Source organism: Cytobacillus luteolus (assembly GCF_017873715.1).
GTDB lineage: Bacteria > Bacillota > Bacilli > Bacillales > Bacillaceae_L > Bacillus_BV > Bacillus_BV luteola.
Genome location: NZ_JAGGKM010000003.1, coordinates 506,919 through 531,390, shown reverse-complemented (window position 1 = coordinate 531,390; position 24,472 = coordinate 506,919). Strand labels below are relative to the sequence as shown.

The window sequence follows — 24,472 nt, the reverse complement described above, 5'->3', positions numbered from 1 at the left end:
CAACCATACAAAAATTGAAAGGGATCAGCATTTTCTGATACAAAGTTTGTTCAATAAATGCACCCTTTAGCCGCCCATGCAGCGCAAAAATCGGCGCTGCACCACAGAGAATGAAAATGTACTAAACCCGTCAATACTTGTTCTACGGCTGGGAGAGGAAGGTCGATAAACTATGGTGCGTTAGAGCCCATCCTTTAGTCTGACTCCTTCGACCACGGTGCACCACTGAATGTTGCTCCCTTGCGGGAAGCACTCATAGTAGATTAATCCTGTTCTGGTTGTTGCACCAGCCTCCATAATCTGTCGTAGAAAGGATGTTTACAATGGATGTAATCATTGAACGAGCATGTGGTATGGACGTTCACAAAGATTCTATCACTGCATGTATTCTTACACCAGAAGGAAAGGAGATTAAAACTTTTTCAAACAAAAACGGTGTTCTTTTTGAAACTATTAGATTGGATTAAAGAACACAATTGTTCTCATGTCGCAATGTAGAGCACAAGCGTATACTGGAAGCCAATTGTAAATCTACTAGAAAGTGAGGGAATTGAATTTTTAGTAATAAATGCTCAACACATCAAGGCTGTTCCTGGGCGAAAAACAGATGTAAACGATGCTGAGTGGATTGCGAAACTTCTTCATCATGGATTAATAACAGCCAGCTATATCCCTGACCGAAACAAAAGAGAATTACGTGAATTAGTAAGATACCGTCGAAGTATCATTCAAGAACGAGCTAGGCAACAAAATCGAATTCAAAAAGTCTTAGAAGGAGCTAATAACTTGGCTCAGTTGTATCACAAATCAAAGGTGTTTCCTCTATGGCAATGCTTAGGGCAATTGCCAACGGTGAGGATGATCCTGTAAAGCTCGCAAACTTAGCTCGAAATACATTAAAAAAGAAAAAAAGACGACCTAGAATTAGCATTATGTGGCTATATTAGCCAACATCAGAGAATGATGCTTAAAACGATTCTAGCTCACATGGATTTTCTAAATGATCAAATTGAGAACCTTGATAAAGAAATTGAAGAAAGAATGAATGCATATCAAGATGACGTTGAGCGATTAGATTCGATTCCGGGCGTAGCTACAAGAATGGCTCAACAGATTCTAGCCGAGATTGGTACTGATGTAAAAAATCAATTTCCAAGTGCTTCTCATATGTGTTCATGGGCAGGTTTGGTTCCTGGACAGAACGAAAGTGCTGGCAAAAGAAAGTCTTCTAAGACAAAGAAGGGGAATAAATATTTAAAGTCTGCCTTACAAGAAGCAGCTCATTCTGTGAGAGGTTCAAAAAACTATCTTGGGGCATTATATCGACATACCGCAGCCCGTAAGGGAACTAAACGAGCCGCAATAGTAGTTTCTCATGCCATATTGTGAATCTGTTATTATCTCTTAACAAGAAAAGAAATATATGTAGACTTAGGTGAAGACTACTTTGATAAACACAAGGTAAAAAAGATATAAAAATTACAAATTGCACTTGACAAGCAAAGAATTCTTTACATTCCACCGAAGATTGTCTTGTAAAACCGCATTTACATCGTTTAGTAAAATTCATGAGTCGGTTGCCATCCTTTGGAACCTACTCATGTTCTGCTAAACACCCTATAAAAGCAAAAGAATCAGCCGCAGCTAACCATTCGCATATTCAATAATCGCTCTTTTCAATTTTTGAATAATAATCCTTATCCCAATATTTTAACAATTATCCGAATAATTATGGATGTTTAGTTTCGAAAGATAAACCCTCTTCCTCCAAAGCAACCCTAAGTTTAGATAAAGATTTTGGTCATATTCCGTGTAATTGCGAAATCTCTTTTTCTGTAAATGTAGATAGTTGCTCCAATGTTGTAATTCCACTGTTTTCTAACGCACGTCATGCTGGTGTTCTAAGTCGTGAAAGAAAACCACTGTCAGGTTTACATTCTTTCTCACAAGTCGGGCAGCTTAGACAATTGCTACTTTTATAGAATCGTTGCCCCTTGTCGCAAGTTCTTAAAGTTTTTGAAGTTGTCATCGTACACAGCCCCTTATTTAAAGAATCATTATAAATTATTTAAACTTTATCAATGGATGTATCTTCAGGTACTTACCTCTTTTAATAAAACTGTTGAATTTATCCATTTTGACCATTTCATGAATGATATTTCAAATTTTTTAGCAAAATAAAAAAAAACAGATTGAGGACATAAGTTATGCAAATGAATGATACAAAGTTAACAGATCACATACCCTCTGATAATCATAACACCTGGTATCAAAACCTCGCAAAATCAAATGACTATGTTGATTATCATACGTCTCTTGATTCATCCCAACCTTTTTGGATTTCATACTATCGGACATTAATTAAATCGGAAATATTGCATCGAGATGTTCTTCCGTATTTGGATGCTAACTTACCTCTTAATCAATTAGTCGCTAGTATACCGATCCAGGATATTGTATTAACGGAAGATGACCAAGAAATTATAGATAAAATTCTCACTGGCCATGTTGCCATTCGCAAACAAAAACAAGATAAACCATGTCTCCTTGTAAACATTCCTGAAACAGAATTCCGTACAGTTGGCCCCCCACTCAAAGAGCCGTCTGTACTTGGTCCACAGGTAGGGTTTATTGAAGAGTTGGATACGAACGTGAATCTTATTAGGAAACGTCTCCCAGTTCAAGAACTATTAGTTAAGGAAGTGAATGTTGGGGCATTTACAAAAACGAAAGTGGCTGTTTTGTATATGGAGAATATTGCAAACAGTGAATTTGTAAACGACATTTTGTACAGGATAAGCAATATTGAATACGACCAAATATTGGATAGTTCATACATAGCAGCAATGATTGATGACAATTCCAACTCCCTATTTCCACAATCTATTGTTACGGAAAGATGTGACCGAGTGGTCGGAGGATTAACAGAAGGAAAGGTTTCAATAGTTGTTGATGGATCCCCTGATGTAATCATTCTACCTATTACGTTACTAGAGTCGTTTATCTCAATCGAAGATTACAGTTATCCGTGGATGGTGTCTAGTTTTTTCAGACTTCTTCGGTTTTTTGCCTTTTTCTTTTCGATTTTGCTTTCACCTATGTATGTCGCTGTGTTGACCTATCATTACGAACTAATACCTTCTGAGTTATTTTCAGCCCTGGCTTCTTCCCGGATTACAGTACCGTTTAGCCCTTTTATCGAAGCCTTGATGCTGGAACTGTTGATTGAATCAATAAGAGAAGCAGGGATGCATTTACCGTTCAAAGTAGCGCAGACTCTCGGAATTATTGGAGGAATTGTAATTGGCCAGGCAATTGTGGAAGCCGGATTAACAAGTAATATCCTGTTAATAATCGTAAGCCTTGGTACGGTTGCTAACTTTGTTACACCTATATATAAGACAGGAAACAGTGTTCGACTTATCAAATTTCCACTTCTATTTTTGGCTCAGTTACTTGGTGTACTAGGAGTGTTTATCGGGTTCTTGTTTACTCTGATTCATGTGGTTCGATTATCTTCTGCGGGGAATCCGTTCAGTGGGTTATATCCGTTTCGAAAAACTAATATTCAGGATATGTGGATTCGTCTTCCCTTTTCTAAACAGAAAGAAAATCCTACTTTACTGAAACCAAAGAAAAAGAATAAAACAACCCGTCGTGTTTCTAAAAACAAACGGACAACTGACTTCGATGAATAGAAAGTAGGGTTACTGTGTCCATTCCTAAGAACTATCAAGTATCACCATATTTTGTATTTTTCATCATTATTTCTTCTCAGGTCGGAGTAGGAATTTTAAGTTTTCAACGTGATCTTGCAAAATATGCAGGCTACGATGGTTGGATAAGTGTTCTTCTAGCAGGGGGCATAGTTCAAATCATCATGTTTACTATGTATAAACTGATGACTACACTGGACGGGGACCTCCTCCATGTTAACCGTATCATTTTCGGTAAATTAACTGGAAATGGAATCAGTTTTCTGTTTGTCATATATTATGGGACTCTAGGTTTTTCTGTCTTGCAATCATATATTGAAATTGTTCAGGTTTGGATGTTTCCAACTCTTCCTGCTTGGATTTTATCACTTCTCATTATGGGCCTTGTATATTACATCGTGTCCGGTGGATTTAGGGCTGTGGTTGGGATTTGTTTCTTTTCAACCGTCTTCCCTTTATTCAGTCAAGTGACAGCCTTTTCATCCCCTAGCAAATACTATCACCTGGACAATTTACTTCCTGTAATGGATCACTCGCTTCTTGAAATCCTTATGGGAATAAACGGAACCATCTATACGATGGCGGGATTTGAGGTGATTTTAATGATCTATCCGTTTATCAAGAAAAATAAACCGTCTCAAAAATATGCACACTACGCTATAATTGTCACTACTTTACTTTATACGTGGTCAGCAATTGCCTGTTTTTTATTTTTCAGTGAATCACAGTTGAAACTCCAGAAATGGCCAGAACTTACCATTACAAAATTAATACAATATCCGTTTCTGGAACGGTTTGAATATGTCTATATTTGCATATACATGCTTGTCATACTATCACTTCTCTCACTATTGCTCTGGTGCTCTAGCAGAGGATGTAAACTTTTGTTTGGAGTCAAACAAAAATATCCTCTGCTACTCTGGATTATTCTTTTTGTTATAGGGAGTCAACTTTTATACGGAAGTGAGCTGAGTGTATCTTTCAAAAAATATGTAAGTTACCTTCATATTGTTCTAGTCTATGTGTACATTCCCTTGTTATCCGCCATTGTTATGATTTGGAAAAGGAGAAAGATATCATGAAACAATTCAGGCAATTCTTCCTTCTTCTCCTGGTTTTCTTAACCGGTTGTGAGGCTCTTATTCCCTCAAAAGTGATTAATGAGATAGATATAATCCAAGGAGCTGGATATGATCTTACGGAAGAACAAGAGATTAAAAGCCACTTTATGTTTCCTATTTATAAAGGCAGAAATGAGCCACCGTCTACCAAAACCATTACAGCAACAGGAGATTCAAGTAAAGATACAAGAGATAAAGCCAACCGTAAAACACGATACCAAATTATGAGTGGTCAAATCCGTGTAATGCTTTTCAGTAAAACATTTTCAGAGAAAGGAATATTTACAGTACTTGACACCTATAACCGTGATCCATCCGTCGGGAGAATCGCTCAATTGGCAATAGTAGATGGAGATACGAGTGAGGTACTTGATAGAAAATTTAAGGAAGTTGACAATATAGCTCTTCACCTACAGGAAATGATAGAACAGAATATCAAAAACGGAACACTCCCAAGGACTGATATTAATACATTTATGTATCAATATCATCAGGAAGGAATCGATCCATATTTGCCTATTATAGAGGTAAATGGAGATGAAGTCGTCATAATTCCTAGCGTCGGAATTATGAAGAATGACAAACTAGTTTTCCAAGTTTCGAAGCACAGTACCTTTATATTCTGTAGTATGGTAGAAAAACGTCAAAAGGGAATCCATCAAACAACACTTGAAAATAATGATAATCTGGCGATTGAAGTTATCCGTTCCCGTCCCATCTATGATGTAGAAATGAAAAATGGAGAACCAACAATTACTATCCAATTAAACATAAAAGCAAGGGTCATCGAATATTCTTCCTCCAATGGAGAAACGTTGTCAAACGACAAAAAAGAAATAGAAAAAAATTTAGAAAAACATTTGAAAGATGAAGGTACAGATCTAATTAAGCAGTTTCGTGAACTAAATGTTGATCCGTTGGGACTTGGTGCTAAATATGAAGCGCAAGTAAGAAGTTTTGATTCTGAAAAATGGAATGAGCAGTATCCAAATACTCAAATTAATTTGAAGGTAGATGTTAAAATTATTGAAACGGGTATCACTGAATAGAGGTTCACCCCTTGCAAATAGCAGTGTGCTGTTATACTGCTATTTGTGATATCCTTCATAAACTTACCGATCCATTTAAGTAAAGTACTTAATAAGGACCTCAAATCAAAAAGGATTTATTGCGTAGTAAATTTCAACTGTGTACTAAGAAATGATCACTTATTTATTCAACTAACCTTCCCGTTACTTTAAGTGAAATTCTTCACAAAGCCCTCTAAATCCAACAACTTTTAGCTATAACATAGGGTTAAGAAAAGTGAGACCACAAACAGTTGTAGGTATAGTTTATTTTCTAAATCATGGAGAATAACTTCTTCCTCTTTTACATAACATAAGGCTGCTCAGGAGGTGATTGTAAAATGGCTAATCGAGATAATAATCAAAATGTTTCAGAAAACATTAAAGACAAAGCTGGGGCTGCATTCCATTCTATTCATCGAGGATTAGAAGTTACGGAGGATGCCGCAATGAATGCTGTAGACGCAACTGCAGAGGCTATTTCAAATGCAACAGATAATGATAACAGACGAAACGACTAAATAAACGCCATTATTTGGCGTTTATTTTTATCTATCTCTCCTAAAAACGCGCCATACAAAAATAGTATCTAGAACCCGAATTTTAAAAAAGAAAACACATAAAAGGCATAACCATATTTTATATGACAAACATGTTATGCCTCTTCTTTTCTAATATAAATGAAGATACACCTCTATTAAGCAGGTATATCACCATTTTTGTTTTAACAACAGTCTGATTCGTTTCCTACTAAAACAAGTCCATTGGATTCTTGATCAAAATCTAAAACAAGATTATCCGTATAAGATTCAATGTTAGAATCTATTGCTACCAAAATTTCATTGATGGTAAGAACTTTATCATTTTCCTCCGGCTCATCCAGAGCCAGTCCCACTTGTGGCTTTCCTCAGCCAAAGCCTGCAAAATAGACACGTAAGTTTTTGGCGTCGTGATGTTGTAGCATATTCTTTAATACATCACGAGCCTGATCTGTTATATTCATAGATTTCTCCTTTTTAACTGTTTTACTTAATTATTTTACTTCATTTTCCCTTTTAATTACTAGGGAATAATCGTAGTAATGCTTGTTTCATTTCAGGCTTCACATTTACTTTTGGACGGATTGACTTAGCCATTTCTTCTGCTTCATCTATTGTGTGTGCTTTACCTAATGTCATTAGTGTACCAACTGCAACCGTGCCTGCACGGCCGCTTCCACCACCGCAATGAAAATAGACCTTTTTCCCTTCATTATAAGCGTTTACCACATGTTCAATCGACTTTTTAATTGATTCGTCTTGATTTGCGGCATCATCAACAATCGGACTATGGACACGGTCATACCCTGATTGGTTCTCATGTGACTCTGCGCGCAAGTCGAAAATAACATCAGCTTTTTCGTTCGCCATCATGTCCTTCACATCATCTGCTCCACCAAAATAAATACGGTCTTTAATTAATTCGTGATAGTTCTTTGTAGTCATCGTTTTTATTCCACCTTCCTGACAATTTACTCTACTTCACATCTTGTTCAATAATTAAGTAATCTTTTAATCTGTTCAAATCCAGGGCTTTCATGACTGATTAAAGGAACAATAGCACAATCATTGGAATATTCATTTGTTACCTTTTGAATCCAATCTACTTCAGCCAGTGCTCTCCCCTTTAAAACTGGGTCAATTGTTTCTGTCGCGTAAAGACTTTGATTTATTACCCACCATTTTGGAACAATTTCTGCTCGCTTGAGATCTTCCTGTAAACGACTAGCTTCTAAAACGGGTGTTGCTTCTGCCAGTGTTACAATCACGACGCTCGTTTCTTTTGGATTTCTTAATCGAGGTAGCAATGTTTTTACACTCTCTGGAACCTCACCAGTAGACCGAGCCAATTCTTTATGATAAGACTGAGCTGCATCTAAAAGGAGCAATGTGTGTCCGGTCGGAGCAGTATCAATTACAACGATTTCATCTTCTGATTTTGCAACAACCTCAGCAAAAGCGCGAAAAACTGCAATTTCTTCAGTACAAGGTGAGTTTAAATCTTCTTGAATATAAGCCATTGCATCATCATCAAGCTCATTACTTACCTTAGATAATACTTCTTTTTTGTAAGCCTCAACTTCTTCTTTCGGATCAATACGACTGATGATTAAATTTTCATTCATTTCACTTTCTTTAAAAACAAATTCTAGATGTGCTGCTGGGTCTGTTGTTGTTAAGTGGACTTTATGACCTTTTTCCACTAATCCTACTGCAATAGCAGACGCCATTGTCGTCTTTCCGACTCCACCCTTCCCCATCGTAAAGATAACTCTCGTTTCGTTAAGAGAAAAGTTGTTAATCACTTTATTTAAACCAGGTAGACTAATTGTTTGTCTTTCAACCTCTACTTGAGTAGCTGGCAAAGAATAATTCTTAAATAAATTACGCAGGTTCTCAACACCGGTTAAAGAATACGAAACAAATGGCAACGAGTAGGTGGAAACTTGTTGTAAATCACTTGGCATTTGCTTTATTGCATTCTGTTGACGATTATAAAATGATGAGGAAACGTTATCTTCTGGTATATAGGTTTCCATTAATCCATTAATAATCAAGGATTGGTTTACAATTCCTATTTCTTTTAATTCTCTTGATGCCCGACTCGCTTCTAGTAATGATGATTCATCCGGTCTTGCAACCAAGAACAATGTCGTTTTGGTTGAGTCAGAGAGTACCTTCATTGTAAAAGAATATATCTCTTTTTTTTCAGATAACCCAGAAAGTGGACCAAGGCAAGAGGCACCATGTGTACTTTCATCCAAAAATCCACTCCAAGCTGAAGGTAACTGTAATAATCGTAGGGTATGACCTGTAGGAGCCGTATCAAAGATGATATGTTCATATGCATCTACAACAGTAGAATCAGCTAACAAGTTTGTAAATTCATCAAATGCTGCAATTTCTACCGTACATGCCCCTGACAATTGTTCTTCCATTGTTGCTACAACTCCATCTGGGAGCTTTCCACGATATGGTCCAATAACGCGCTCTCGGTAAGCTCTTGCTGCTTCTTCTGGGTCTAGGTTACAAGCATATAAATTCGGTTCATTTGGAATTGCCAATGGAGTATTCGTTAACCTAACTTCTAACACGTCCTGGAGATTAGAGGCAGGATCTGTACTAACAAGCAGCACCTTTTTCCCTTCATCAGCTAAAGATACAGCTGTCGCACAAGCCGTCGAAGTTTTTCCTACCCCACCTTTTCCGGTGAAAAATAAAAATTTTGTTTTATTAACTTTTTCTATATCGAAAGATTGGAACATGATTCTCACTTCTTTCTATTTCGATGGGCTAAGGTCAATTTTCAGACCAACCTTAGGTTTTGCCTTTAGTTCATCAGTAGTTACACCAAACAACTGGGCAAACTCTTCGTTCGTAGGGTAAGAGCCAATTTTAACGACCTTACCATCAACAAGGGTTAATGGAAGTGAATCTGGACCTTTTTCATGAAGAACCTTATTAACTTCATTATTTTCAACAAACATACCAGGTTCAGTTCCTAAATTATATCGTTTGATATCTAACTCTTTTTTTTCTAATAAAAAGATAGCAGTTGCTACTCTTGTTAATTCAGGATCCACACTGGGACCACAGACACCAGTCGGACAACATAATGCTGGGTCGAAGATCTCAACTTTAATCAATTGGTATAACCTCCTAAAGATATCAATATAAGTATTAACCTATATATTTATCAAAGTTTAAGCCAAGAGTAATTTAACTCTTGGCTACTTAATTTTTTCTTACTCGCCAGTTTCACCAAAACGTTTAATACGGTCTCCGATTTCATCACGAACACGCTCAAAGAATGCCCACTTTTCTTCTTCTGTTCCTTCTGCTTTTGCTGGGTCATCAAATCCCCAATGAACACGTTTTACATGTGGGGGTGTTACTGGGCAGTGGTCTGCTGCGTGACCACATAATGTAACAACTAGGTCAGCTTTATTTAAAATTTCAGGATCAATCGTGTCTGATGTTTGATTTGAAATATCAATTCCAGCCTCATTCATTGCTTTTACGGCATTTGGATTTAATCCATGTGCCTCAAGACCCGCACTTTTCACTTCCCACTCATCACCTAAGTGTTTTTTTGCCCATCCCTCAGCCATTTGGCTTCTGCATGAATTTCCTGTACATAGAAAGTAGATTGTTTTTTTAGACATGGTTAAATTCTCCTTTATTGTTTAATGAATTATCAGTAACCAAATGTATAGACCAACTAGTGTAATAAACAAAGTTGGGATGGTTAGAATAATTCCTACTTTAAAATAGGTACCCCATGATATCTTTACCCCTTTAAGAGATAAAACATGTAGCCACAGTAAGGTTGCAAGTGAACCGATTGGTGTGATCTTTGGCCCTAAATCAGAACCAATGACATTTGCATAGATAAGTGCTTCTCTAACAACACCAGTTGTATTTGTATCTGCAATGGCTAAAGCATCGATCATTACGGTTGGCATGTTATTCATAACAGATGAAAGGATTGCCGCAATAAAACCCATACCAATTGTGGCAGCAAATAATCCTTGGTCAGCCGTTACTTGAATAAGATCTGTTAGAATATTCGTTAACCCAACATTCCTTAATCCATAAACGACAACATACATACCAATCGAGAAAAATACAATCGCCCATGGTGCTCCTTTAATAACGGTTTGTGTATTAACTGCAGTACTTTTTCTTGCCATCATCAAAAAGAAAATAGCGACAATACCTGCCACAATAGATACCGGTACTCCAATAAATTCACTAGCGAAATAACCAACAAGTAAAATACCTAGAACATACCAAGAAAGACGGAACATCTTTTCATCACGAATGGCCTCTACTGGTTTCTTAAGGTGTGACAAATCATACTGTTTTGGAAGGTTATTTCGGAAGTATAGATATAAAACCAAAATACTCGCTCCTAATGAGAAGAAGTTAGGAATAATCATTCTTGAAGCAAATTCAACAAATCCGATTCCGAAAAAGTCAGCTGAAACTATATTAACAAGATTACTAACTACTAACGGTAAAGACGTTGTATCTGCAATAAAACCACTAGCGATAATAAATGGAAATACCATTTTTTCTTCAAACTTTAAATTCCTAACCATCGCTAAAACAATTGGTGTCAGGATTAGAGCTGCACCATCATTTGCGAAAAAGGCGGCTACAAGTGAACCTAAAATGGCTACGTACACAAACATGCGAACGCCATTTCCTTTTGCTGCTCTAGCCATATGAAGAGCAGACCATTCAAAGAACCCAATTTCATCAAGAATAAGCGATATTATAATAATTGCGATAAATGCTAAAGTTGCATTCCAGACGATGGATGTTACGTCAATAACATCTTTAAAATCAACGACCCCTACTAGTAAAGCAAGAATAGCTCCTCCACAGGCAGACCATCCGATTGATAAACCTTTAGGTTGCCATATAACTAAGACAAGTGTTGCTAAAAAAATCAATGATGCTACGATTACCGATGTCACTTCATATCCCCCTTATTAATCACACGAGATGCGTAATCCCTGTTCTGCTAGCTCCTCTAACCTGTAATCCTGATTAGGGAGATGATCTAGTAGATTTTGAACAAACGGATAAAGCTCGCTTTCTTTATTTAACGAATAGATGATCCATTGTCCTCTTCGCGTTTCACGAACAACTCCTGCATCCTTTAGCTTACGAACATGTTGACTGATTGCAGGTTGGCTCGTTTTAAAGATTTCTACAAACTCACAAACACAACAATCATGTGAATCCAAAATTTTCACCATCGTTAAACGTGTTTTATCACCTAATAATTTTAAGATTGTTGCAGCCTTTTCTACTTCAAGTGTTGAGTCTTCCACGAAAACACCTCCTCTAGCCAGAGAATATAATATCAACATATAACAATTTACTTATATAATAGTTTACTTATATATTCATTTCAATCTTTTTTGCGTAAATTTTATGTAAAGAATTAATAATCCCTATTTATTGTGTGCTAAAAATAAAAAAGCATTACTGGTTACCAGTAACGCAATTATTTAATCAATTTACTCTAAATAATCCTCTTGTATCTACCTTCTCTTGGTCTATATAGTAAAAATCATTTGTTGTTGAATTATAGACATAATCTTTTTTCCATGTCTCAGCATTCCTTACAATATCCCTTATTGCAGTAATAAAGAGGTAAATCTCTTCATTTGTCATAGTTGGATGAATAGAAAACCTTACCCACCCAGGCTTAGTTGATTGATCACCTAGATCAACGAGGTCGGTAATCTTTTTTGAGTCTTCCTTAGTAATTGAAAATAGATAGTGTCCATATGTCCCCGCACAGGAACACCCACCTCTAACCTGGAAACCATATCTGTCATTAAGGAGCTTAACAACCAAGTTATAATGTAGATTTTCAACACAGAACGATACAATTCCTAAACGATTTGTTTTATTAGCCTCTAACACTAGAAGGCCAGGAATACGGTTTAGTTCCTTTAACAGCAATGAAACGAGTTCATGTTCCCGCTGGAGTATTTTCTCTTCACCCATTTGTTCTTTTAATCTGATACATAAAGCAATCCTAATTGCCTGAAGAATACCTGGTGTCCCACCATCCTCACGTTTTTCAATATCCGTAATATACTGCTTCATTCCCCAAGGATTCGTCCATGAAACTGTTCCACCACCAGGATGGTCTGGTACTTTAGTTGAATACAATTTTGAATTAAAAACTACTACACCACTAGTACCAGGACCACCTAAGAATTTATGAGGTGAAAAGAATATTGCATCTAATGATTCCACCTCATTCTCAGGATGCATATTTATTTTCACATAAGGGGCCGAAGCTGCAAAATCAACAAAACAATACCCTCCATGCTTATGCATTACCTTAGCTAGTTCATAGTAGGGTGTTTCAATACCTGTTACATTCGAGCAAGCTGAAAAAGAGCCAATTTTCATTTTGCGATCGTTATATTTAAGTAGAAGGTGATTCAATTTTTCTGGACAAACATTTCCCTCTGAATCAGGCTCAACAACACAGACTTCACCAATTGTTTCTAACCAAGAAGTGTGGTTTGAATGATGTTCCATGTGTGAAACAAAAATAATGGGCTTATCCTGTTCATCTAGTTTTATTTTATCTCTTAATTGCTCTGGAATCTTTAATCCTATAATTCTTTGAAGTTTATTAATGGCAGCCGTCATGCCAGCTCCTGCGAAAATGAGACAATCATCATGATTGGCATTTACATGTGCTTTGATGACTCTTTTTGCTTCCTCATAAGCCTCGGTCATAAAAGCCCCTGTCAAATTTGAATCGGTATGTGTATTGGCCATAAACGGACCAAACTCATTACAAATTTTATCCTCAATTGGTTTATATAATCGTCCACTTGCCATCCAATCAGCATAGATAATTTTTTTCAGACCATACGGAGAGACAAATTCCTGATTGTTTCCAATAATCCCATTACGAAATTGTTGAAAATAGGTTTCTAGTTCCCCATACATTTCATAATTGTTACTCCCTATCCTGGCCTTTAGCATTTTTGATGTCACCTCTTATAAAGGGTTTCTTCTGTAATATATGTAGGAAAAGGCTAAAGTTGAGGGGACTTATTTCATAAAAATGTTGTCTCATGTGTTATGAATGTATAGTTCTTTTTGATTTGGGTTAATGATAGTAGAAGAATTATGAAAGTTGATGAATCTGGTAAAGGGGATATTATGAAGGAATTTAAAATTGGAAATGCAAAATTCATGTTCGTTTCAAATCTACCTGGTTTCACTGACAAAAAAGATGAACCAACTGTCCTTGAATTCGAAAGAGCGATCCGGGATTGTTATGACAGGTATAAAAATTGGGAGCAAAAGTGATGCTCCCCTATCTCTAAATATAAAATCTTTCAACTGTTATTGAAGCTTCATTAGGTGGCATCAGTTCTCCATCATCAAACCGATAATCTATTATGTAAACCTTATATAGAAAACTCCCCACCATAAACAATACAAGACCCACTAAAAGAATACATAGATATAGAACACTCTTTAAACTCATTTTAAAAGCTTTTGATTGCATAACTTTATCTGCTCGGTCTATAAATTTACTCATTTTAGGCTCTCATCTCTTTTTACAAGTTCACTATCAGAAAAGTAATTCACTGATTTACCTTTCTTCATTGCATAATCAATCTCACTTCTTGTACTTTCTCCAATATAACCATCAACATCAATCACAAAAATTTCATCTGACATATCAATTTTTTTCAAATGTATTTTTGCAAACAGTTCAGCCTGCTCATCTGTTATTACTACACCCACACTTTTCTCAAAAAAACCTAAACTGATTACGACATTCCCTTTAAGAGTGAGATATGCATTAGCTTGTTCAAATTGCTCTTTAAACCTAGTAGACCCACATAGAGTGATTGTTTTCATAGGTATCTCCTTACTGTAAGCTCTGCTTTTACTCATTTGTTTATATATAGTTGTATTCGTTTTAACACACTCAATTTCCTTTAATATCCAACCGATTTAACTTCTAATCTAGAAATCTACTCTAAACATGATATAATTGGAAAATAAAGATAGCAACCTATCGTTTGAGAGGAGTTTTACTGTTGAGTTATCCAAATACAGGAGAAACAATTGATTTATTAAAAAGCTTAGTGTCAATTCCAAGTCCTTCTGGAAATACAAATGAAGTAATTACATATGTTGAGAACTTTTTATCTGAGTTTAATGTTGAGACAAAGAGAAACCGAAAAGGTGGATTAATTGCTACTTTACCAGGGAAAGATGACAGCCAGCACCGTATGTTGACTGCTCACGTAGACACTCTAGGAGCAATTGTGAAAGAGATTAAGCCGAGTGGAAGATTAAAGTTAGATCTAATCGGTGGGTTTAAATATAACTCCATTGAAGGTGAATATTGCCAAATCGAAACATCTTCAGGTAAAAAATATACAGGTACGATTCTTATGCATCAAACCTCAGTACATGTATACAAAGATGCTGGAAAGGCAGAACGTAATCAAGATAACATGGAAGTTCGAATCGATGAAGTTGTTAAAAATGCAGATGAAGTTCGTGCTTTAGGTATTGAAGTTGGGGACTTTGTTTCCTTCGATCCAAGAGTGCAAACAACGCCTAACGGCTTCATAAAATCTCGTCATTTAGACGATAAAGCAAGTGTGGCAATTTTACTTCAATTAATTAAACAGATTAAACAAGATAATATAGAACTACCATATACAACTCATTTCTTAATTTCAAATAATGAAGAAATCGGATATGGCGGTAACTCGAATATTACTCCTGAAACAGTTGAATATTTAGCTGTTGATATGGGGGCAATGGGGGATGGTCAGTCAACTGACGAATACACAGTATCCATTTGTGTGAAAGATGCAAGTGGTCCCTATCATTATGAGTTTAGAAAAAAACTTGTTCAATTGGCAGAGGAAAACAAGATTGGTTACAAACTTGATATATATCCTTACTACGGTTCAGATGCATCTGCAGCTATCCGCTCAGGACACGACATCGTTCACGGCCTAATTGGACCAGGAATTGATTCATCACATGCATTTGAACGTACACATGAGTCATCGATTGAAAATACGGCAAAACTACTTTTCCACTACGTGCAATCAGAGATGGTATTGTAGATTAATTTAAAGACCAAATCCGAACTGGATTTGGTCTTTAGTTATTCGGGCAATTTCTATTTTTAGAAACCAGGAGAGTTTTAACCGAATCATATCTTTACAATAAGTTTAATGCCTTTTATGTTCGTTTATAATAGTATTTGCCCCACGCTGCGCATGTACATCTCCCAAATCTTTTGCGCTTTTTTGTTCATCACCTAATCTTTTCTGTTTTTTACGCCTTCGAATGTCAACAACCACTGATACAAGTAAAACTGAAATGACAGGAACACCTATGAAATACCACATCATTACGTATCACACCCCGTTTTCATTGAGCTTTGTATTCTATTAACTAGTGGGTTTTCTCCGACGGGATACTTCGTCGGTAAATCATCTTCATTTTCCCAATTATATTCTGGGGCAGCAGCTTATATCATCACGGGTGGTTCTTTTTAATTGGATTCTTCCGTTAACCCACAAAAAGATGAGGGTATTAGCAATATGCATTATTTTATATCATTGTATGTAGCAATAAATTTGCTACTCCCTAACATTATTTCTTCATTACGAACCTGTCTAAAATGGTGCGATTATATTTCTCTCGATTCAATCGATCATTTCTAATCTTCTCTCAAAAATAATCTCATATTCCCTAGGCTTTCCATGACCGTTATAATTCGTTGGCAAAACTTGTACAAGTCTCCACCCATCCTTTGCATGCTCCATGATGGTTTCTCTATGGCTTGCCTCTGTAAAAAAGCCACCTAGTGTTGTCTCAACAAACTTATATTCGTACATTGTTAACCTACCTCCTCTATTTTTATATTCTCGATTAACTAAAAATCCCCTTTTAACAATTGGAAAAAAGGAGGGATTTTTTAATAAGATGTCGAATCACTGGTAAGATATTTAACTTCATAGTTTTAGAGAGGTATACTAATGATTCAATTAAAAGAGATTACAAAAGAGAATTGGTTTGAAATTATCCAACTTCAAAGTGCTGAGGATCAAAGAAATAAAATCTTTGAAAGAGATATTGCTTCAAATTGCTTTTCTCTAGCACAAGCGAGCATAGAAGGAACTTGGAACGTTAAAGCAATCTATGATGAAGATTTACCGATAGGATTTACGATGTACGGATACTCCGAAGAGCTCTTTAGTTATGAGATTTGCAGGATTATGATTGACTATAGACACCAAGGAAAAGGTTTTGGAAAGACAGCAATCCAACTTGTTATCGATAATATGATTAAACAGTTTGATTGTGATGAAATTTTATTAGCCTTCCACCCTGGAAATGAGAAGGCAAAAAAACTATACGAATCGGTAGGCTTTAAAGATACTGGGAAAGTAATTACTCAATTTGTTGATGAGTTGATTTATTCCTATAAAGTTAACGAGAATACTTTGAAATAGCCAATTCCTGGAACAATCCCTTCATTGTATTGGTCCTTTTGTTCTACATAAAAGAATTTTTGTTCTTATTCAAATATCTAGAGTTAATTTGCAAGTATTTTAGATAGTTTCGCAAGTATTGGATAAAAACATGCAAGTATTTCAACTGATATCGCAAGTATTTTAATATTTTTTGCAACTATTGTAAAATATTAGGACATAAAAACCTACATAAATTCACTCAACTAAAGGCGGTGACTCAGAAATGACCAAAAAAGCGAAGTATAGCACACTCTTACTCTCCTTTTTCCTTATTATTGCCTTTATTGTCTATACCGCCTATAGCATCTGGTCTTTTAGTAAAGTAAACGAGCTAAAAAAGTCTGATGCCGCAATTGTTCTGGGTGCAGCTGTATGGAATGACGAGCCCTCACCAGTCTTTCAGGAACGAATTAACCATGGAATATGGCTCTATAAGAATGGATACGTTACTAAACTTATTTTTACTGGTGGAAAGTCTGGAGAAGATTCATATGCCGAGTCTGAAGTGGCACGAGTTTATGCAATTGCAATGAATGTACCCGATGAAGATATCTTAATAGAAACAGAATCAAACATAACTGAAGAAAACCTCTACTATGCTAATATGATAGCATCTAAAAACAGCTTAAAAACCTTTATCATCGTAAGCGACCCATTACACATGAAGCGAGCCATGTTAATGGCGGAAACCATAGGGCTAGAAGCACATTCTTCACCCACACCAACAACCCTTTATCAATCTATGGAAAGCAAAGTACCTTTTTTCTTCCGTGAACTCTTCTTTTATATTGGCTATCTAATAAGCTTGCCATTCCGTATGTAATAAGAAATATCTCTATATTATTTTTTAGTGTCATTTTAAGGGCCACTTCTTGAAGTAAACTGCATCGTTCAATAAAATATCACTATCATCTACAGTAGATACCGCTAATTGAAGAAGAAATTAAACAGTATAACGAATATTCCAGCTTTTTGGAAACTTAATTTTATTAGCATAAGCAAAGCGAATTAACTGCCCGTGATGCTGAACCTCATGTTCTAGTAAATCAATTAGTAAATTATTATTAATTTCACCTATGCAATTATCTTGTAGAAAGTTCTCTATGTTTCTATGAGTTTCTTCCAATTTGCTACTTATTAAAGTTTTATCATTAGTTTGAATTAGACTGCAATCAAATCCTGCCCATTGACCTAGTTTTAAAGCCTTTAAATAGCTTTCTCTTGCTCCAATAATACAATATGCTTGTTCTCCAAATGTATTTGAGGGTACGTCTGAAATTTTTAATCCTAAACAACCTTCGTTTATATGATTATAAAAGTCATCTGTTAAACCCAATGCTTGTAAAACCCTTTGTTTTAGTATTTCCATTCATATTTCCTCCATCTTTCACCTATTTACCTAAACTTGCTCTTTACTTCAATAAAAAAGTTGTGATCTCCTTCTTATAAATACATAACTATTCTAAAAATATTTATCATCTATAAAATAACTTAACAATCTATCAAAGGAATCAATCTCGTCAAATGGTTTTATCTCGCTATCATTTTTGAGCTTATAAGGATTAAACCATATGCCCTTCATATTAGCATTCTGAGAACCACCAATATCCTTTTCTAAGTCATCTCCAACAAACAATGTGTCTTCTGGCTTCACATTTAACTTATTTAATGCCAGTTCAAATATGCGTTTATCTGGTTTACTAAATCCTGCTTCTTCGGAAATGATGATTGTGTCAAAACAACTATTTAAATTTGTATTCCTTATTTTGGCTTTTTGTCTTTGAGTTGAGCCGTTTGTGATCATTGCAACTTTAACATGCCTCTTTATCGTATTAACAATATGTATAGTATTTGGGTCAATAGAAAAACAAAGAGGAAAATGTTCATTCCAGAAGTCTTGAACCTTATTACGTAGTATTCTAGCTTTAGGTGGATACTTATCAAAAAATGATTCCAAAACTATCGCTTTATCATTAAAGCCATAGCCTCTTTTATCATATACCTTAAATTTTTGCAGCATTTCGTTTTTAAGTGAAAGATTTACGTCTCCGTAGCATCTTTCTAAAACAATCAAAAATAAGTTTTCTACTGCCTTATCTCTATTAAGTAAGGTATCATCCATGTCAAATAGCATCGCTTTATAAGCTCTCAATAACTTCACAGCCTTTCACCAATAAATGCACCTACAAAGTAATTTATACAGTATTATATTTATCTTCTAGTTTAGCAAATGCGTTCACAAGTTGAGAATACTTTGTTGTTGTTCAATTGACTTATTTATAATACCCCTTACCAATTAGATGACATGTCCTTAAATACGCAACCAGCGATAGTAAAATAAACGGAGATTTTCCGGTTAAATACAGAATGGAGCTCTTTTGAGGCTAAATATGGGGACGATTTCCGGTTATGCCAAGCAAAATTCACTATTTTCATGTTTTTCGAGTCAATAGGCGGAATCTCTCCGTCTATTTAAGCTATTTTAAATGGTATTTTCGATTTAAGCGGAATTTTTCCGTCTATTTATCAAATCGTGTTCTTATCTGATCTCCCAACGGATAATAGTAGGAAGCGAAAAAGCATGATGATTAAATTTCAAATCACCATGCTTTTTACTATGTTATTAGTACTGTTATTAATGATTTTGCACTCCAAAAGAGAATCCCTTACAATCCATAACTAGTAGCTCTTTATTTCGTCTCAAACGTTGCAGATCCAACACCTAAATCTGTCTTTATCGTGATAATAACATCTGCATTATCATATGCTTCGTTTACATAAACTCCATTTCCTTCTGAAATTAAGCCCTTAAAATTTGTTTCACCAATTCCTTTTGAAGCGACAATTTTAACACCCACATCTGTTGGTAACAGAACTCTTGCACTTCCTACCCCCATGTTAAGGTCTACATTAAAGCTTTCCTTCCAATCGCCACTTAAATCGATTGTTATATCACCAACTCCAGCATCCACCTGAAGATCATTTAGTTGAAGACCTTGTAAATTAAGTACTGTTTCTGAGGCTCCAGTATTGACTCGCAGGTCCAATGGAATTTGATCTGTTAATTTAACATCCCATTCATTCTTAAGACTACCCTTTGTAATATTTCCAAATTTCTTATCTGGCTGATCAATCGAAACGTGCCCAATGTCTCTTTTTAACTTATAGGAAACTTCCGAATTAAGTTTTTTGTCACTGATTTGAACAATACCCTCTACCCATTCCTCAGTTCCTTGAGATACTTCCATTTTACCTGCCCCTAAATTTAACTCGACTTCTAATTCTTTTGCTTTGTCTTTTTCAATCGTAAATCCATCTTGTTCTGAACTCAAATTTGTAACTGTAAATACATTACATGCTGTTAAAAAGCTAAGTGCTCCTGCTACCATTACTAGTGCTGCTATTTTTTTCATTTTATAAGTCCTCCTTAATTTTTCCATCTGAGTTAATCATAAGGTAAAATATGGTTTGGTTATACTGTCTAGAGAAATATATTTATCTAAGACCTAAGGCTTATTTCCTATAATTGGATGCGAAATCTTACTTGTATAAATCCCACACACGTGTTATATTAATCTAGCGATGAGCTGAATTGTGTAAGTCGAAGGACATGCCTTTTGGCACGAACGATGTGGCGTTCGGTCCCTCGCCTCAATACGCAAAGACGTCTGTTTTTTAACAGGCGTCTTTTTTATGTTCTCCTAGTCCCAATTTCCCCATATCCCTTTTAATCTACTTTTATCCATGTTACGGTTAATAATAAGGTGGTGGTATAGATGAATCATCAAGAATTACAATCTCTGTTTAAAACATTATATCCCTTCAATTTATTGACTGAATATGAGCTTGATAAATTAATCCATCAATCTTCTAAAAAGACATTTTCCAAAAATGAGTACCTTTTTCATGAAGATGAGAAGGTGGAAGATTTAGACCTTTACTTTTTAGTGAGCGGTCTTGCTAAAAATATTTTACATCGTCCTACTGGTGACCAAGTATCTCTCCGCTATTACTATCCCGGAGATTTAATGGGCCTAATGATCATGGTGACAAGCGGTGAAATGACGTTCTCTGTTCAGATTCTTGAAGAAAGTACAGTTATCCGATTTAACAAGACTGACTTTTTTGAAGTGATGACAAAAAACAAAGACTTCTCTAAAGTTATGTTTGAAAGCATCGGTGAACGGATGAAGACTTTATACGATGAAATTAAATATAAATCTTATAAAGACGAATCAACAAGCAATTTTCTGTTTCGCACTAGAATTAAGTCAATTATAGAAAAAGCCTATTTCATTAAACCTGATGAGTCGATTAGGACTGCTAGTGAAAAAATGTTAGGCTTAGGAGTAAAAGGACTTATTGTCAGTCAAAATGAGAAAACGCTAGATGGAATCATAACGCAAGAAGATCTTTTACGTTATATTACCAATGGATCACCTATCGAAAGCAAGGTTCGAGACTATCAAATCACTAACCCAACTACCCTTCTTGAGGATGGATTTGCATATGAAGCTGTGTCCTTTTTAAAGGTACACAAAGTAAACTTTATTCCGATAACAAATAACCAAGATATCGTTAAAGGTACAATCACAAAGGGATCTTTTGTTGAAGTACAAAACTCTAGCATTGTAGATTTAACATACAGCATTATTAAATCTAGTTCTTTTGATGAACTGCACTCGTTTTCTCCTGAAGCAAATACGCTCTTCCAAGATCATATTGAACATTTGCATGAACAGGATTATTTTGCTTACGAAATTTCAGAAACAATTACAAACCATAATGATCACATTTATAAACAAATCATTAAATTAACAGAAGAAGAAATGAGAGAGGAAGGATATGGACTCCCTCCTGTTACGTATTGTTTTATAGTTATGGGCAGTCAAGGTCGCAAAGAGCAAGCCTTCCATACAGACCAGGATAACGGAATTATCGTGAGTGATTATAATCATCTTGCCAATCATTCATCGATCACAACATACTTTGAAATTTTCACCTCCAAAATTAATAACCGATTGGCAGCCTGTGGTTTTACAGAATGTACTGGTGGAATTATGGCTAGAGAGAAAAAATGGCGTAAAACTCTTTCAGAGTGGAATACCGAAATTCTCAATTGGTCAAAAGAAATGGATGCTGAAGAGATTCAAAGCTTTACAATGCTTTATGATTTTAGGCCTCTCTATGGTGACTTTACTCTTGCCGAAGAGATAAGAACAGTCATTGCTGATAAGGTAAAAAGGTCATTAAATCTACAACAACTTTTAATTAGAGATTCTTTAAGATTCCGTATACCTGTTAATCCGCTAGGTAAGATTCATTTTTTAACAAAACAGAAATCACTTGATTTAAAAAAATCTGGACTTATGCAAATCATAAATGCGGTTCGAATTCACTCAATGAAATATGGCATTAAAGAAGTTAACACCATCAGAAGACTAAATGAGTTAAAAAAATTAAAAGTGTTTCACCCTAGAGATATAGAAAATGCAAAAACTGCACTACACCATTTCATCACTTTAAGGTTAAAGCAAAATCTTATTGAGTTACATGATGGTATCCCAACATCTAATGTTGTTAGTTTAAGTGGACTGTCAAAAGAGGATAAGGATAAGTTAAAAGAAGCATTGCAAGTTGCAAACCGAATGCAGCAAGCGCAAAAAATCAGTTTGAATAGAAACAGGGTGATTTAGCTTGCCTGTCGATTTTCAAATCATTGAATACTACTTATATAAACAATTTATCCAAAAATATAAAATGAATCAGGCAATGCTTCACCCATCCTACTCAAGCTTAAACCAAGCACTAGAAAGCTATCGACAGCCAGTGATGGATCAAAATAACTTCACAACAAATGAATTTACCGTATTTGACTTAGAAACAACCGGTTTCTTTCCTGATATCGGTGATGAAATTCTTTCAATTGGTGCAATTAAAATAAAGGAAGGTCATGTTAAGTACGACAAAACTTTTTATAAGGTTGTAAAGCCCATTCATACTGTATCCAAGGCTACTAAAAAGCTGACAGGTTTATCAACAGAAGACCTAGCTAAAGGTGCTTCACTTCCAGATGCCATTCAAGATTTTTTAAAATTTAGTGAAGGCTCAATTCTAGTAGCCCATCCTGCGAGCTTTGATATGAGTTTCTTACGAAAAGTACTCCATAAATGGGAGTTACCTCCTTTTGAAACTGTTTATGTTGATTCCTTTTTAGTCGCTAATTCACTTTACCCGGATGAAAAAAACTTTCTGGATCAGTTAGTTACAAGGTTTAATATACCTAAACGGATTCGTCATCATGCTCTCTACGATGCAATTATGACGGCAGAGATTTTCATACAATTACTTAAAGATATAGAACATGAACAGATTGCACAACATCTGCAATCTAACACATAAATTAGGGGGGATTCCCCCTTTTTTTTATGCTTTTAAAGCCAATATGAACTACCATCATCATTTCTATTTAAAAACTTATAATCGATTAAATCCCTTCTCAATGTAACAAAATCACCGTATACACTTTTTAAAATCTGATTGATGTCTTTCTCTGTATACTCTAAATCCTCTTGAAAATACTTTTCTCGAATGTACTTCAATATAATCAGTTTTTTCTTTTCCTTTTTTGGTAGAAGTGATAATCTTTCATTATTTTTAAAATAGGTTGTAATGATTTTTTCTTCTTCATTCAACATAGTTTAATTCCTCCAATCAATTAGATTATTATCTAATTAGATAATAATCTAATTTCTGGTGTTTAGTCAACAAAAAATCCAACCCATTTTATGAGTTGGATTATTAGCATTATCTTGCTTTGATAAACATTTGTACCCATGCACCGTGGTAAAAACCGACACCAATCGTATCGTACTCAGGCTTTAAGATGTTCGCTCTGTGTCCAGGAGAGTTCATCCACGCATTCATTACTTCCTGAGGTGTTTTTTGTCCTTTTGCGATATTTTCACCCGCTGCTTGATAGTTGATACCAAATGTTTTTAGCATTTGAAAAGGTGATCCGTAGTTTGGACTAGTATGAGAAAAGTAATTAGAGTTAATAAGATCCTCTGCTTTCTTTTGTGCAACATTCTTCACGTCAGCTCTGTGTTGAAGTGGCTTTAGTCCATGCTTTGCTCTTTCTTGGTTAACTAACGTTGCTACTTGATTTTCGAAAGTACTTGGGCTAGACGCAGTAGCTTTTAAACGAATAATTTCCCCTACATGCATATTTCTAGGCTCTACGTTTGGGTTAAGCTCCATTAATTTTTTGTAATCAAGACCATACCTTTGGGCAATAAACCAAAATGAATCACCTTTTGAAACCTTATAAAACTCAAATGGTGGTTCTTTAAACATAGTGATTGCGCCAGTAAAGGCTGGAAGTGAAAACAATAAAATGAGAGTTGCTATTAAAATTCTCTTTAACATCTTCATTCCTCCATTGGATAGATATAT

Annotated in this window: 27 protein-coding genes and 2 pseudogenes; 11 read left to right on the top strand and 18 right to left on the bottom strand. The window is 35.4% G+C overall.

What is annotated here, in order from left to right:
• The first annotated feature begins 323 nt into the window (after positions 1–323).
• Positions 324–1,476: pseudogene (locus J2Z26_RS22515) on the top strand (IS110 family RNA-guided transposase).
• 325 nt (positions 1,477–1,801) lie between these two features.
• Here J2Z26_RS22515 and J2Z26_RS11310 read toward each other — a convergent pair.
• Positions 1,802–2,029 (bottom strand): annotated as a pseudogene (locus tag J2Z26_RS11310) (helix-hairpin-helix domain-containing protein).
• A gap of 178 nt (positions 2,030–2,207) precedes the next feature.
• Between J2Z26_RS11310 and J2Z26_RS11305 the strand changes: the two are divergent.
• The 4 genes from J2Z26_RS11305 (at position 2,208) to J2Z26_RS11290 (ending at position 6,425) form a co-directional block, all read left to right on the top strand.
• Positions 2,208–3,698 (top strand): spore germination protein, encoded by a 1,491-nt coding sequence (locus tag J2Z26_RS11305; RefSeq protein ID WP_193538959.1) that lies wholly within the window; start codon positions 2,208–2,210, stop codon positions 3,696–3,698.
• A gap of 14 nt (positions 3,699–3,712) precedes the next feature.
• Entirely contained in the window at positions 3,713–4,798 is a 1,086-nt protein-coding gene (locus J2Z26_RS11300) for a GerAB/ArcD/ProY family transporter (protein WP_193538961.1), read from the top strand.
• Complete coding sequence (locus J2Z26_RS11295) at positions 4,795–5,886, top strand: Ger(x)C family spore germination protein (protein ID WP_193538963.1); 1,092 nt, start codon at positions 4,795–4,797, stop codon at positions 5,884–5,886. Before J2Z26_RS11300 ends, J2Z26_RS11295 begins: the two co-directional genes overlap by 4 nt.
• A gap of 359 nt (positions 5,887–6,245) precedes the next feature.
• Positions 6,246–6,425: a hypothetical protein gene (locus J2Z26_RS11290; protein WP_193538965.1), complete on the top strand. Its 180-nt coding sequence runs from the start codon at positions 6,246–6,248 to the stop codon at positions 6,423–6,425.
• Between the two features lie 203 nt (positions 6,426–6,628).
• Here the strand turns inward: J2Z26_RS11290 and J2Z26_RS11285 are convergent, their stop codons facing one another.
• The 8 genes from J2Z26_RS11285 to J2Z26_RS11250 all read right to left on the bottom strand — a co-directional run bounded on the left by J2Z26_RS11285 (position 6,629) and on the right by J2Z26_RS11250 (position 13,475).
• Positions 6,629–6,799 (bottom strand): hypothetical protein, encoded by a 171-nt coding sequence (locus J2Z26_RS11285; RefSeq protein ID WP_193538967.1) that lies wholly within the window; start codon positions 6,797–6,799, stop codon positions 6,629–6,631.
• A gap of 160 nt (positions 6,800–6,959) precedes the next feature.
• Positions 6,960–7,388 (bottom strand): protein-tyrosine phosphatase family protein, encoded by a 429-nt coding sequence (locus J2Z26_RS11280; protein ID WP_193538969.1) that lies wholly within the window; start codon positions 7,386–7,388, stop codon positions 6,960–6,962.
• A gap of 47 nt (positions 7,389–7,435) precedes the next feature.
• The gene (gene arsA, locus J2Z26_RS11275) at positions 7,436–9,208 is read right to left on the bottom strand and encodes an arsenical pump-driving ATPase (protein WP_193538971.1); all 1,773 of its coding nucleotides are present in this window, start codon (positions 9,206–9,208) and stop codon (positions 7,436–7,438) included.
• A gap of 15 nt (positions 9,209–9,223) precedes the next feature.
• Positions 9,224–9,589, bottom strand: a complete 366-nt coding sequence (gene arsD, locus J2Z26_RS11270) for an arsenite efflux transporter metallochaperone ArsD (protein WP_193538973.1) — start codon at positions 9,587–9,589, stop codon at positions 9,224–9,226.
• Between the two features lie 99 nt (positions 9,590–9,688).
• The gene (gene arsC, locus J2Z26_RS11265; RefSeq protein WP_193538975.1) at positions 9,689–10,108 is read right to left on the bottom strand and encodes an arsenate reductase (thioredoxin); all 420 of its coding nucleotides are present in this window, start codon (positions 10,106–10,108) and stop codon (positions 9,689–9,691) included.
• Between the two features lie 21 nt (positions 10,109–10,129).
• Complete coding sequence (locus J2Z26_RS11260; protein ID WP_193538977.1) at positions 10,130–11,428, bottom strand: arsenic transporter; 1,299 nt, start codon at positions 11,426–11,428, stop codon at positions 10,130–10,132.
• Between the two features lie 15 nt (positions 11,429–11,443).
• Entirely contained in the window at positions 11,444–11,788 is a 345-nt protein-coding gene (locus tag J2Z26_RS11255) for an ArsR/SmtB family transcription factor (protein WP_193538979.1), read from the bottom strand.
• Between the two features lie 184 nt (positions 11,789–11,972).
• Complete coding sequence (locus tag J2Z26_RS11250; RefSeq protein ID WP_193538981.1) at positions 11,973–13,475, bottom strand: aminotransferase class V-fold PLP-dependent enzyme; 1,503 nt, start codon at positions 13,473–13,475, stop codon at positions 11,973–11,975.
• 147 nt (positions 13,476–13,622) lie between these two features.
• Here J2Z26_RS11250 and J2Z26_RS11245 point away from each other — a divergent pair, with 147 nt between their 5' ends.
• Positions 13,623–13,805: a hypothetical protein gene (locus J2Z26_RS11245; protein ID WP_209794348.1), complete on the top strand. Its 183-nt coding sequence runs from the start codon at positions 13,623–13,625 to the stop codon at positions 13,803–13,805.
• 13 nt (positions 13,806–13,818) lie between these two features.
• Here the strand turns inward: J2Z26_RS11245 and J2Z26_RS11240 are convergent, their stop codons facing one another.
• Positions 13,819–14,040: a hypothetical protein gene (locus J2Z26_RS11240; protein ID WP_193538987.1), complete on the bottom strand. Its 222-nt coding sequence runs from the start codon at positions 14,038–14,040 to the stop codon at positions 13,819–13,821.
• Entirely contained in the window at positions 14,037–14,366 is a 330-nt protein-coding gene (locus J2Z26_RS11235; RefSeq protein WP_193538989.1) for a hypothetical protein, read from the bottom strand. The genes J2Z26_RS11240 and J2Z26_RS11235 overlap by 4 nt, the downstream gene beginning before the upstream one ends.
• Before the next feature lie 182 nt (positions 14,367–14,548).
• Here J2Z26_RS11235 and J2Z26_RS11230 point away from each other — a divergent pair, with 182 nt between their 5' ends.
• On the top strand, positions 14,549–15,598 hold the full coding sequence (locus J2Z26_RS11230) for a M42 family metallopeptidase (RefSeq protein WP_193538991.1): 1,050 nt from the start codon (positions 14,549–14,551) through the stop codon (positions 15,596–15,598).
• Positions 15,599–15,706: 108 nt separating this feature from the next.
• Here the strand turns inward: J2Z26_RS11230 and J2Z26_RS11225 are convergent, their stop codons facing one another.
• Together J2Z26_RS11225 and J2Z26_RS11220 are read right to left on the bottom strand one after the other, a co-directional pair.
• Positions 15,707–15,889, bottom strand: a complete 183-nt coding sequence (locus J2Z26_RS11225) for a hypothetical protein (RefSeq protein ID WP_193538993.1) — start codon at positions 15,887–15,889, stop codon at positions 15,707–15,709.
• Between the two features lie 297 nt (positions 15,890–16,186).
• Positions 16,187–16,378 carry a DUF4177 domain-containing protein gene (locus J2Z26_RS11220; RefSeq protein ID WP_193538996.1) on the bottom strand — a complete coding sequence of 64 codons (192 nt, stop codon included), beginning with the start codon at positions 16,376–16,378 and terminating at the stop codon, positions 16,187–16,189.
• A gap of 141 nt (positions 16,379–16,519) precedes the next feature.
• On the opposite strand from J2Z26_RS11220, the gene J2Z26_RS11215 reads away from it, so the two are divergent.
• Together J2Z26_RS11215 and J2Z26_RS11210 are read left to right on the top strand one after the other, a co-directional pair.
• Positions 16,520–16,996 (top strand): GNAT family N-acetyltransferase, encoded by a 477-nt coding sequence (locus tag J2Z26_RS11215; protein ID WP_193538998.1) that lies wholly within the window; start codon positions 16,520–16,522, stop codon positions 16,994–16,996.
• 244 nt (positions 16,997–17,240) lie between these two features.
• Entirely contained in the window at positions 17,241–17,840 is a 600-nt protein-coding gene (locus J2Z26_RS11210) for a YdcF family protein (protein ID WP_193539000.1), read from the top strand.
• A gap of 120 nt (positions 17,841–17,960) precedes the next feature.
• Here J2Z26_RS11210 and J2Z26_RS11205 read toward each other — a convergent pair whose 3' ends face one another.
• The 3 genes from J2Z26_RS11205 to J2Z26_RS11195 form a co-directional block, all read right to left on the bottom strand.
• Positions 17,961–18,386: a hypothetical protein gene (locus tag J2Z26_RS11205; protein WP_193539003.1), complete on the bottom strand. Its 426-nt coding sequence runs from the start codon at positions 18,384–18,386 to the stop codon at positions 17,961–17,963.
• Between the two features lie 93 nt (positions 18,387–18,479).
• Positions 18,480–19,151, bottom strand: a complete 672-nt coding sequence (locus J2Z26_RS11200; protein ID WP_193539005.1) for an HAD family hydrolase — start codon at positions 19,149–19,151, stop codon at positions 18,480–18,482.
• A gap of 556 nt (positions 19,152–19,707) precedes the next feature.
• Complete coding sequence (locus J2Z26_RS11195) at positions 19,708–20,430, bottom strand: toast rack family protein (RefSeq protein ID WP_227413829.1); 723 nt, start codon at positions 20,428–20,430, stop codon at positions 19,708–19,710.
• A 363-nt stretch (positions 20,431–20,793) separates the two neighbouring features.
• Between J2Z26_RS11195 and J2Z26_RS11190 the strand changes: the two genes are divergently transcribed.
• Together J2Z26_RS11190 and J2Z26_RS11185 are read left to right on the top strand one after the other, a co-directional pair.
• A complete protein-coding gene (locus J2Z26_RS11190) occupies positions 20,794–22,713 on the top strand; it encodes a DUF294 nucleotidyltransferase-like domain-containing protein (protein WP_193539007.1) in 1,920 nt (639 codons plus the stop codon).
• 1 nt (position 22,714) lies between these two features.
• Positions 22,715–23,419 (top strand): 3'-5' exonuclease, encoded by a 705-nt coding sequence (locus J2Z26_RS11185; RefSeq protein WP_193539009.1) that lies wholly within the window; start codon positions 22,715–22,717, stop codon positions 23,417–23,419.
• Positions 23,420–23,451: 32 nt separating this feature from the next.
• On the opposite strand, the gene J2Z26_RS11180 is transcribed toward J2Z26_RS11185, so the two are convergent.
• Together J2Z26_RS11180 and J2Z26_RS11175 are read right to left on the bottom strand one after the other, a co-directional pair.
• On the bottom strand, positions 23,452–23,715 hold the full coding sequence (locus J2Z26_RS11180) for a DUF2087 domain-containing protein (protein WP_193539012.1): 264 nt from the start codon (positions 23,713–23,715) through the stop codon (positions 23,452–23,454).
• Positions 23,716–23,824: 109 nt separating this feature from the next.
• Positions 23,825–24,445: a CAP domain-containing protein gene (locus J2Z26_RS11175; RefSeq protein ID WP_193539014.1), complete on the bottom strand. Its 621-nt coding sequence runs from the start codon at positions 24,443–24,445 to the stop codon at positions 23,825–23,827.
• Positions 24,446–24,472 lie beyond the last annotated feature (27 nt).

Bases quoted from the DNA above. Each gene is read 5' to 3' on its own strand.
- J2Z26_RS11305 (WP_193538959.1), top strand. From the start codon at position 2,208: ATGCAAATGAATGATACAAAGTTAACAGATCACATACCCTCTGATAAT.
- J2Z26_RS11295 (WP_193538963.1), top strand. From the start codon at position 4,795: ATGAAACAATTCAGGCAATTCTTCCTTCTTCTCCTGGTTTTCTTAACC.
- J2Z26_RS11290 (WP_193538965.1), top strand. From the start codon at position 6,246: ATGGCTAATCGAGATAATAATCAAAATGTTTCAGAAAACATTAAAGAC.
- J2Z26_RS11280 (WP_193538969.1), bottom strand. From the start codon at position 7,388: ATGACTACAAAGAACTATCACGAATTAATTAAAGACCGTATTTATTTT.
- arsA (WP_193538971.1), bottom strand. From the start codon at position 9,208: ATGTTCCAATCTTTCGATATAGAAAAAGTTAATAAAACAAAATTTTTA.
- arsC (WP_193538975.1), bottom strand. From the start codon at position 10,108: ATGTCTAAAAAAACAATCTACTTTCTATGTACAGGAAATTCATGCAGA.
- J2Z26_RS11250 (WP_193538981.1), bottom strand. From the start codon at position 13,475: ATGCTAAAGGCCAGGATAGGGAGTAACAATTATGAAATGTATGGGGAA.
- J2Z26_RS11245 (WP_209794348.1), top strand. From the start codon at position 13,623: ATGAAAGTTGATGAATCTGGTAAAGGGGATATTATGAAGGAATTTAAA.
- J2Z26_RS11240 (WP_193538987.1), bottom strand. From the start codon at position 14,040: ATGAGTAAATTTATAGACCGAGCAGATAAAGTTATGCAATCAAAAGCT.
- J2Z26_RS11235 (WP_193538989.1), bottom strand. From the start codon at position 14,366: ATGAAAACAATCACTCTATGTGGGTCTACTAGGTTTAAAGAGCAATTT.
- J2Z26_RS11225 (WP_193538993.1), bottom strand. From the start codon at position 15,889: ATGATGTGGTATTTCATAGGTGTTCCTGTCATTTCAGTTTTACTTGTA.
- J2Z26_RS11220 (WP_193538996.1), bottom strand. From the start codon at position 16,378: ATGTACGAATATAAGTTTGTTGAGACAACACTAGGTGGCTTTTTTACA.
- J2Z26_RS11215 (WP_193538998.1), top strand. From the start codon at position 16,520: ATGATTCAATTAAAAGAGATTACAAAAGAGAATTGGTTTGAAATTATC.
- J2Z26_RS11210 (WP_193539000.1), top strand. From the start codon at position 17,241: ATGACCAAAAAAGCGAAGTATAGCACACTCTTACTCTCCTTTTTCCTT.
- J2Z26_RS11205 (WP_193539003.1), bottom strand. From the start codon at position 18,386: ATGGAAATACTAAAACAAAGGGTTTTACAAGCATTGGGTTTAACAGAT.
- J2Z26_RS11200 (WP_193539005.1), bottom strand. From the start codon at position 19,151: ATGCTATTTGACATGGATGATACCTTACTTAATAGAGATAAGGCAGTA.
- J2Z26_RS11195 (WP_227413829.1), bottom strand. From the start codon at position 20,430: ATGAAAAAAATAGCAGCACTAGTAATGGTAGCAGGAGCACTTAGCTTT.
- J2Z26_RS11190 (WP_193539007.1), top strand. From the start codon at position 20,794: ATGAATCATCAAGAATTACAATCTCTGTTTAAAACATTATATCCCTTC.
- J2Z26_RS11180 (WP_193539012.1), bottom strand. From the start codon at position 23,715: ATGTTGAATGAAGAAGAAAAAATCATTACAACCTATTTTAAAAATAAT.
- J2Z26_RS11175 (WP_193539014.1), bottom strand. From the start codon at position 24,445: ATGTTAAAGAGAATTTTAATAGCAACTCTCATTTTATTGTTTTCACTT.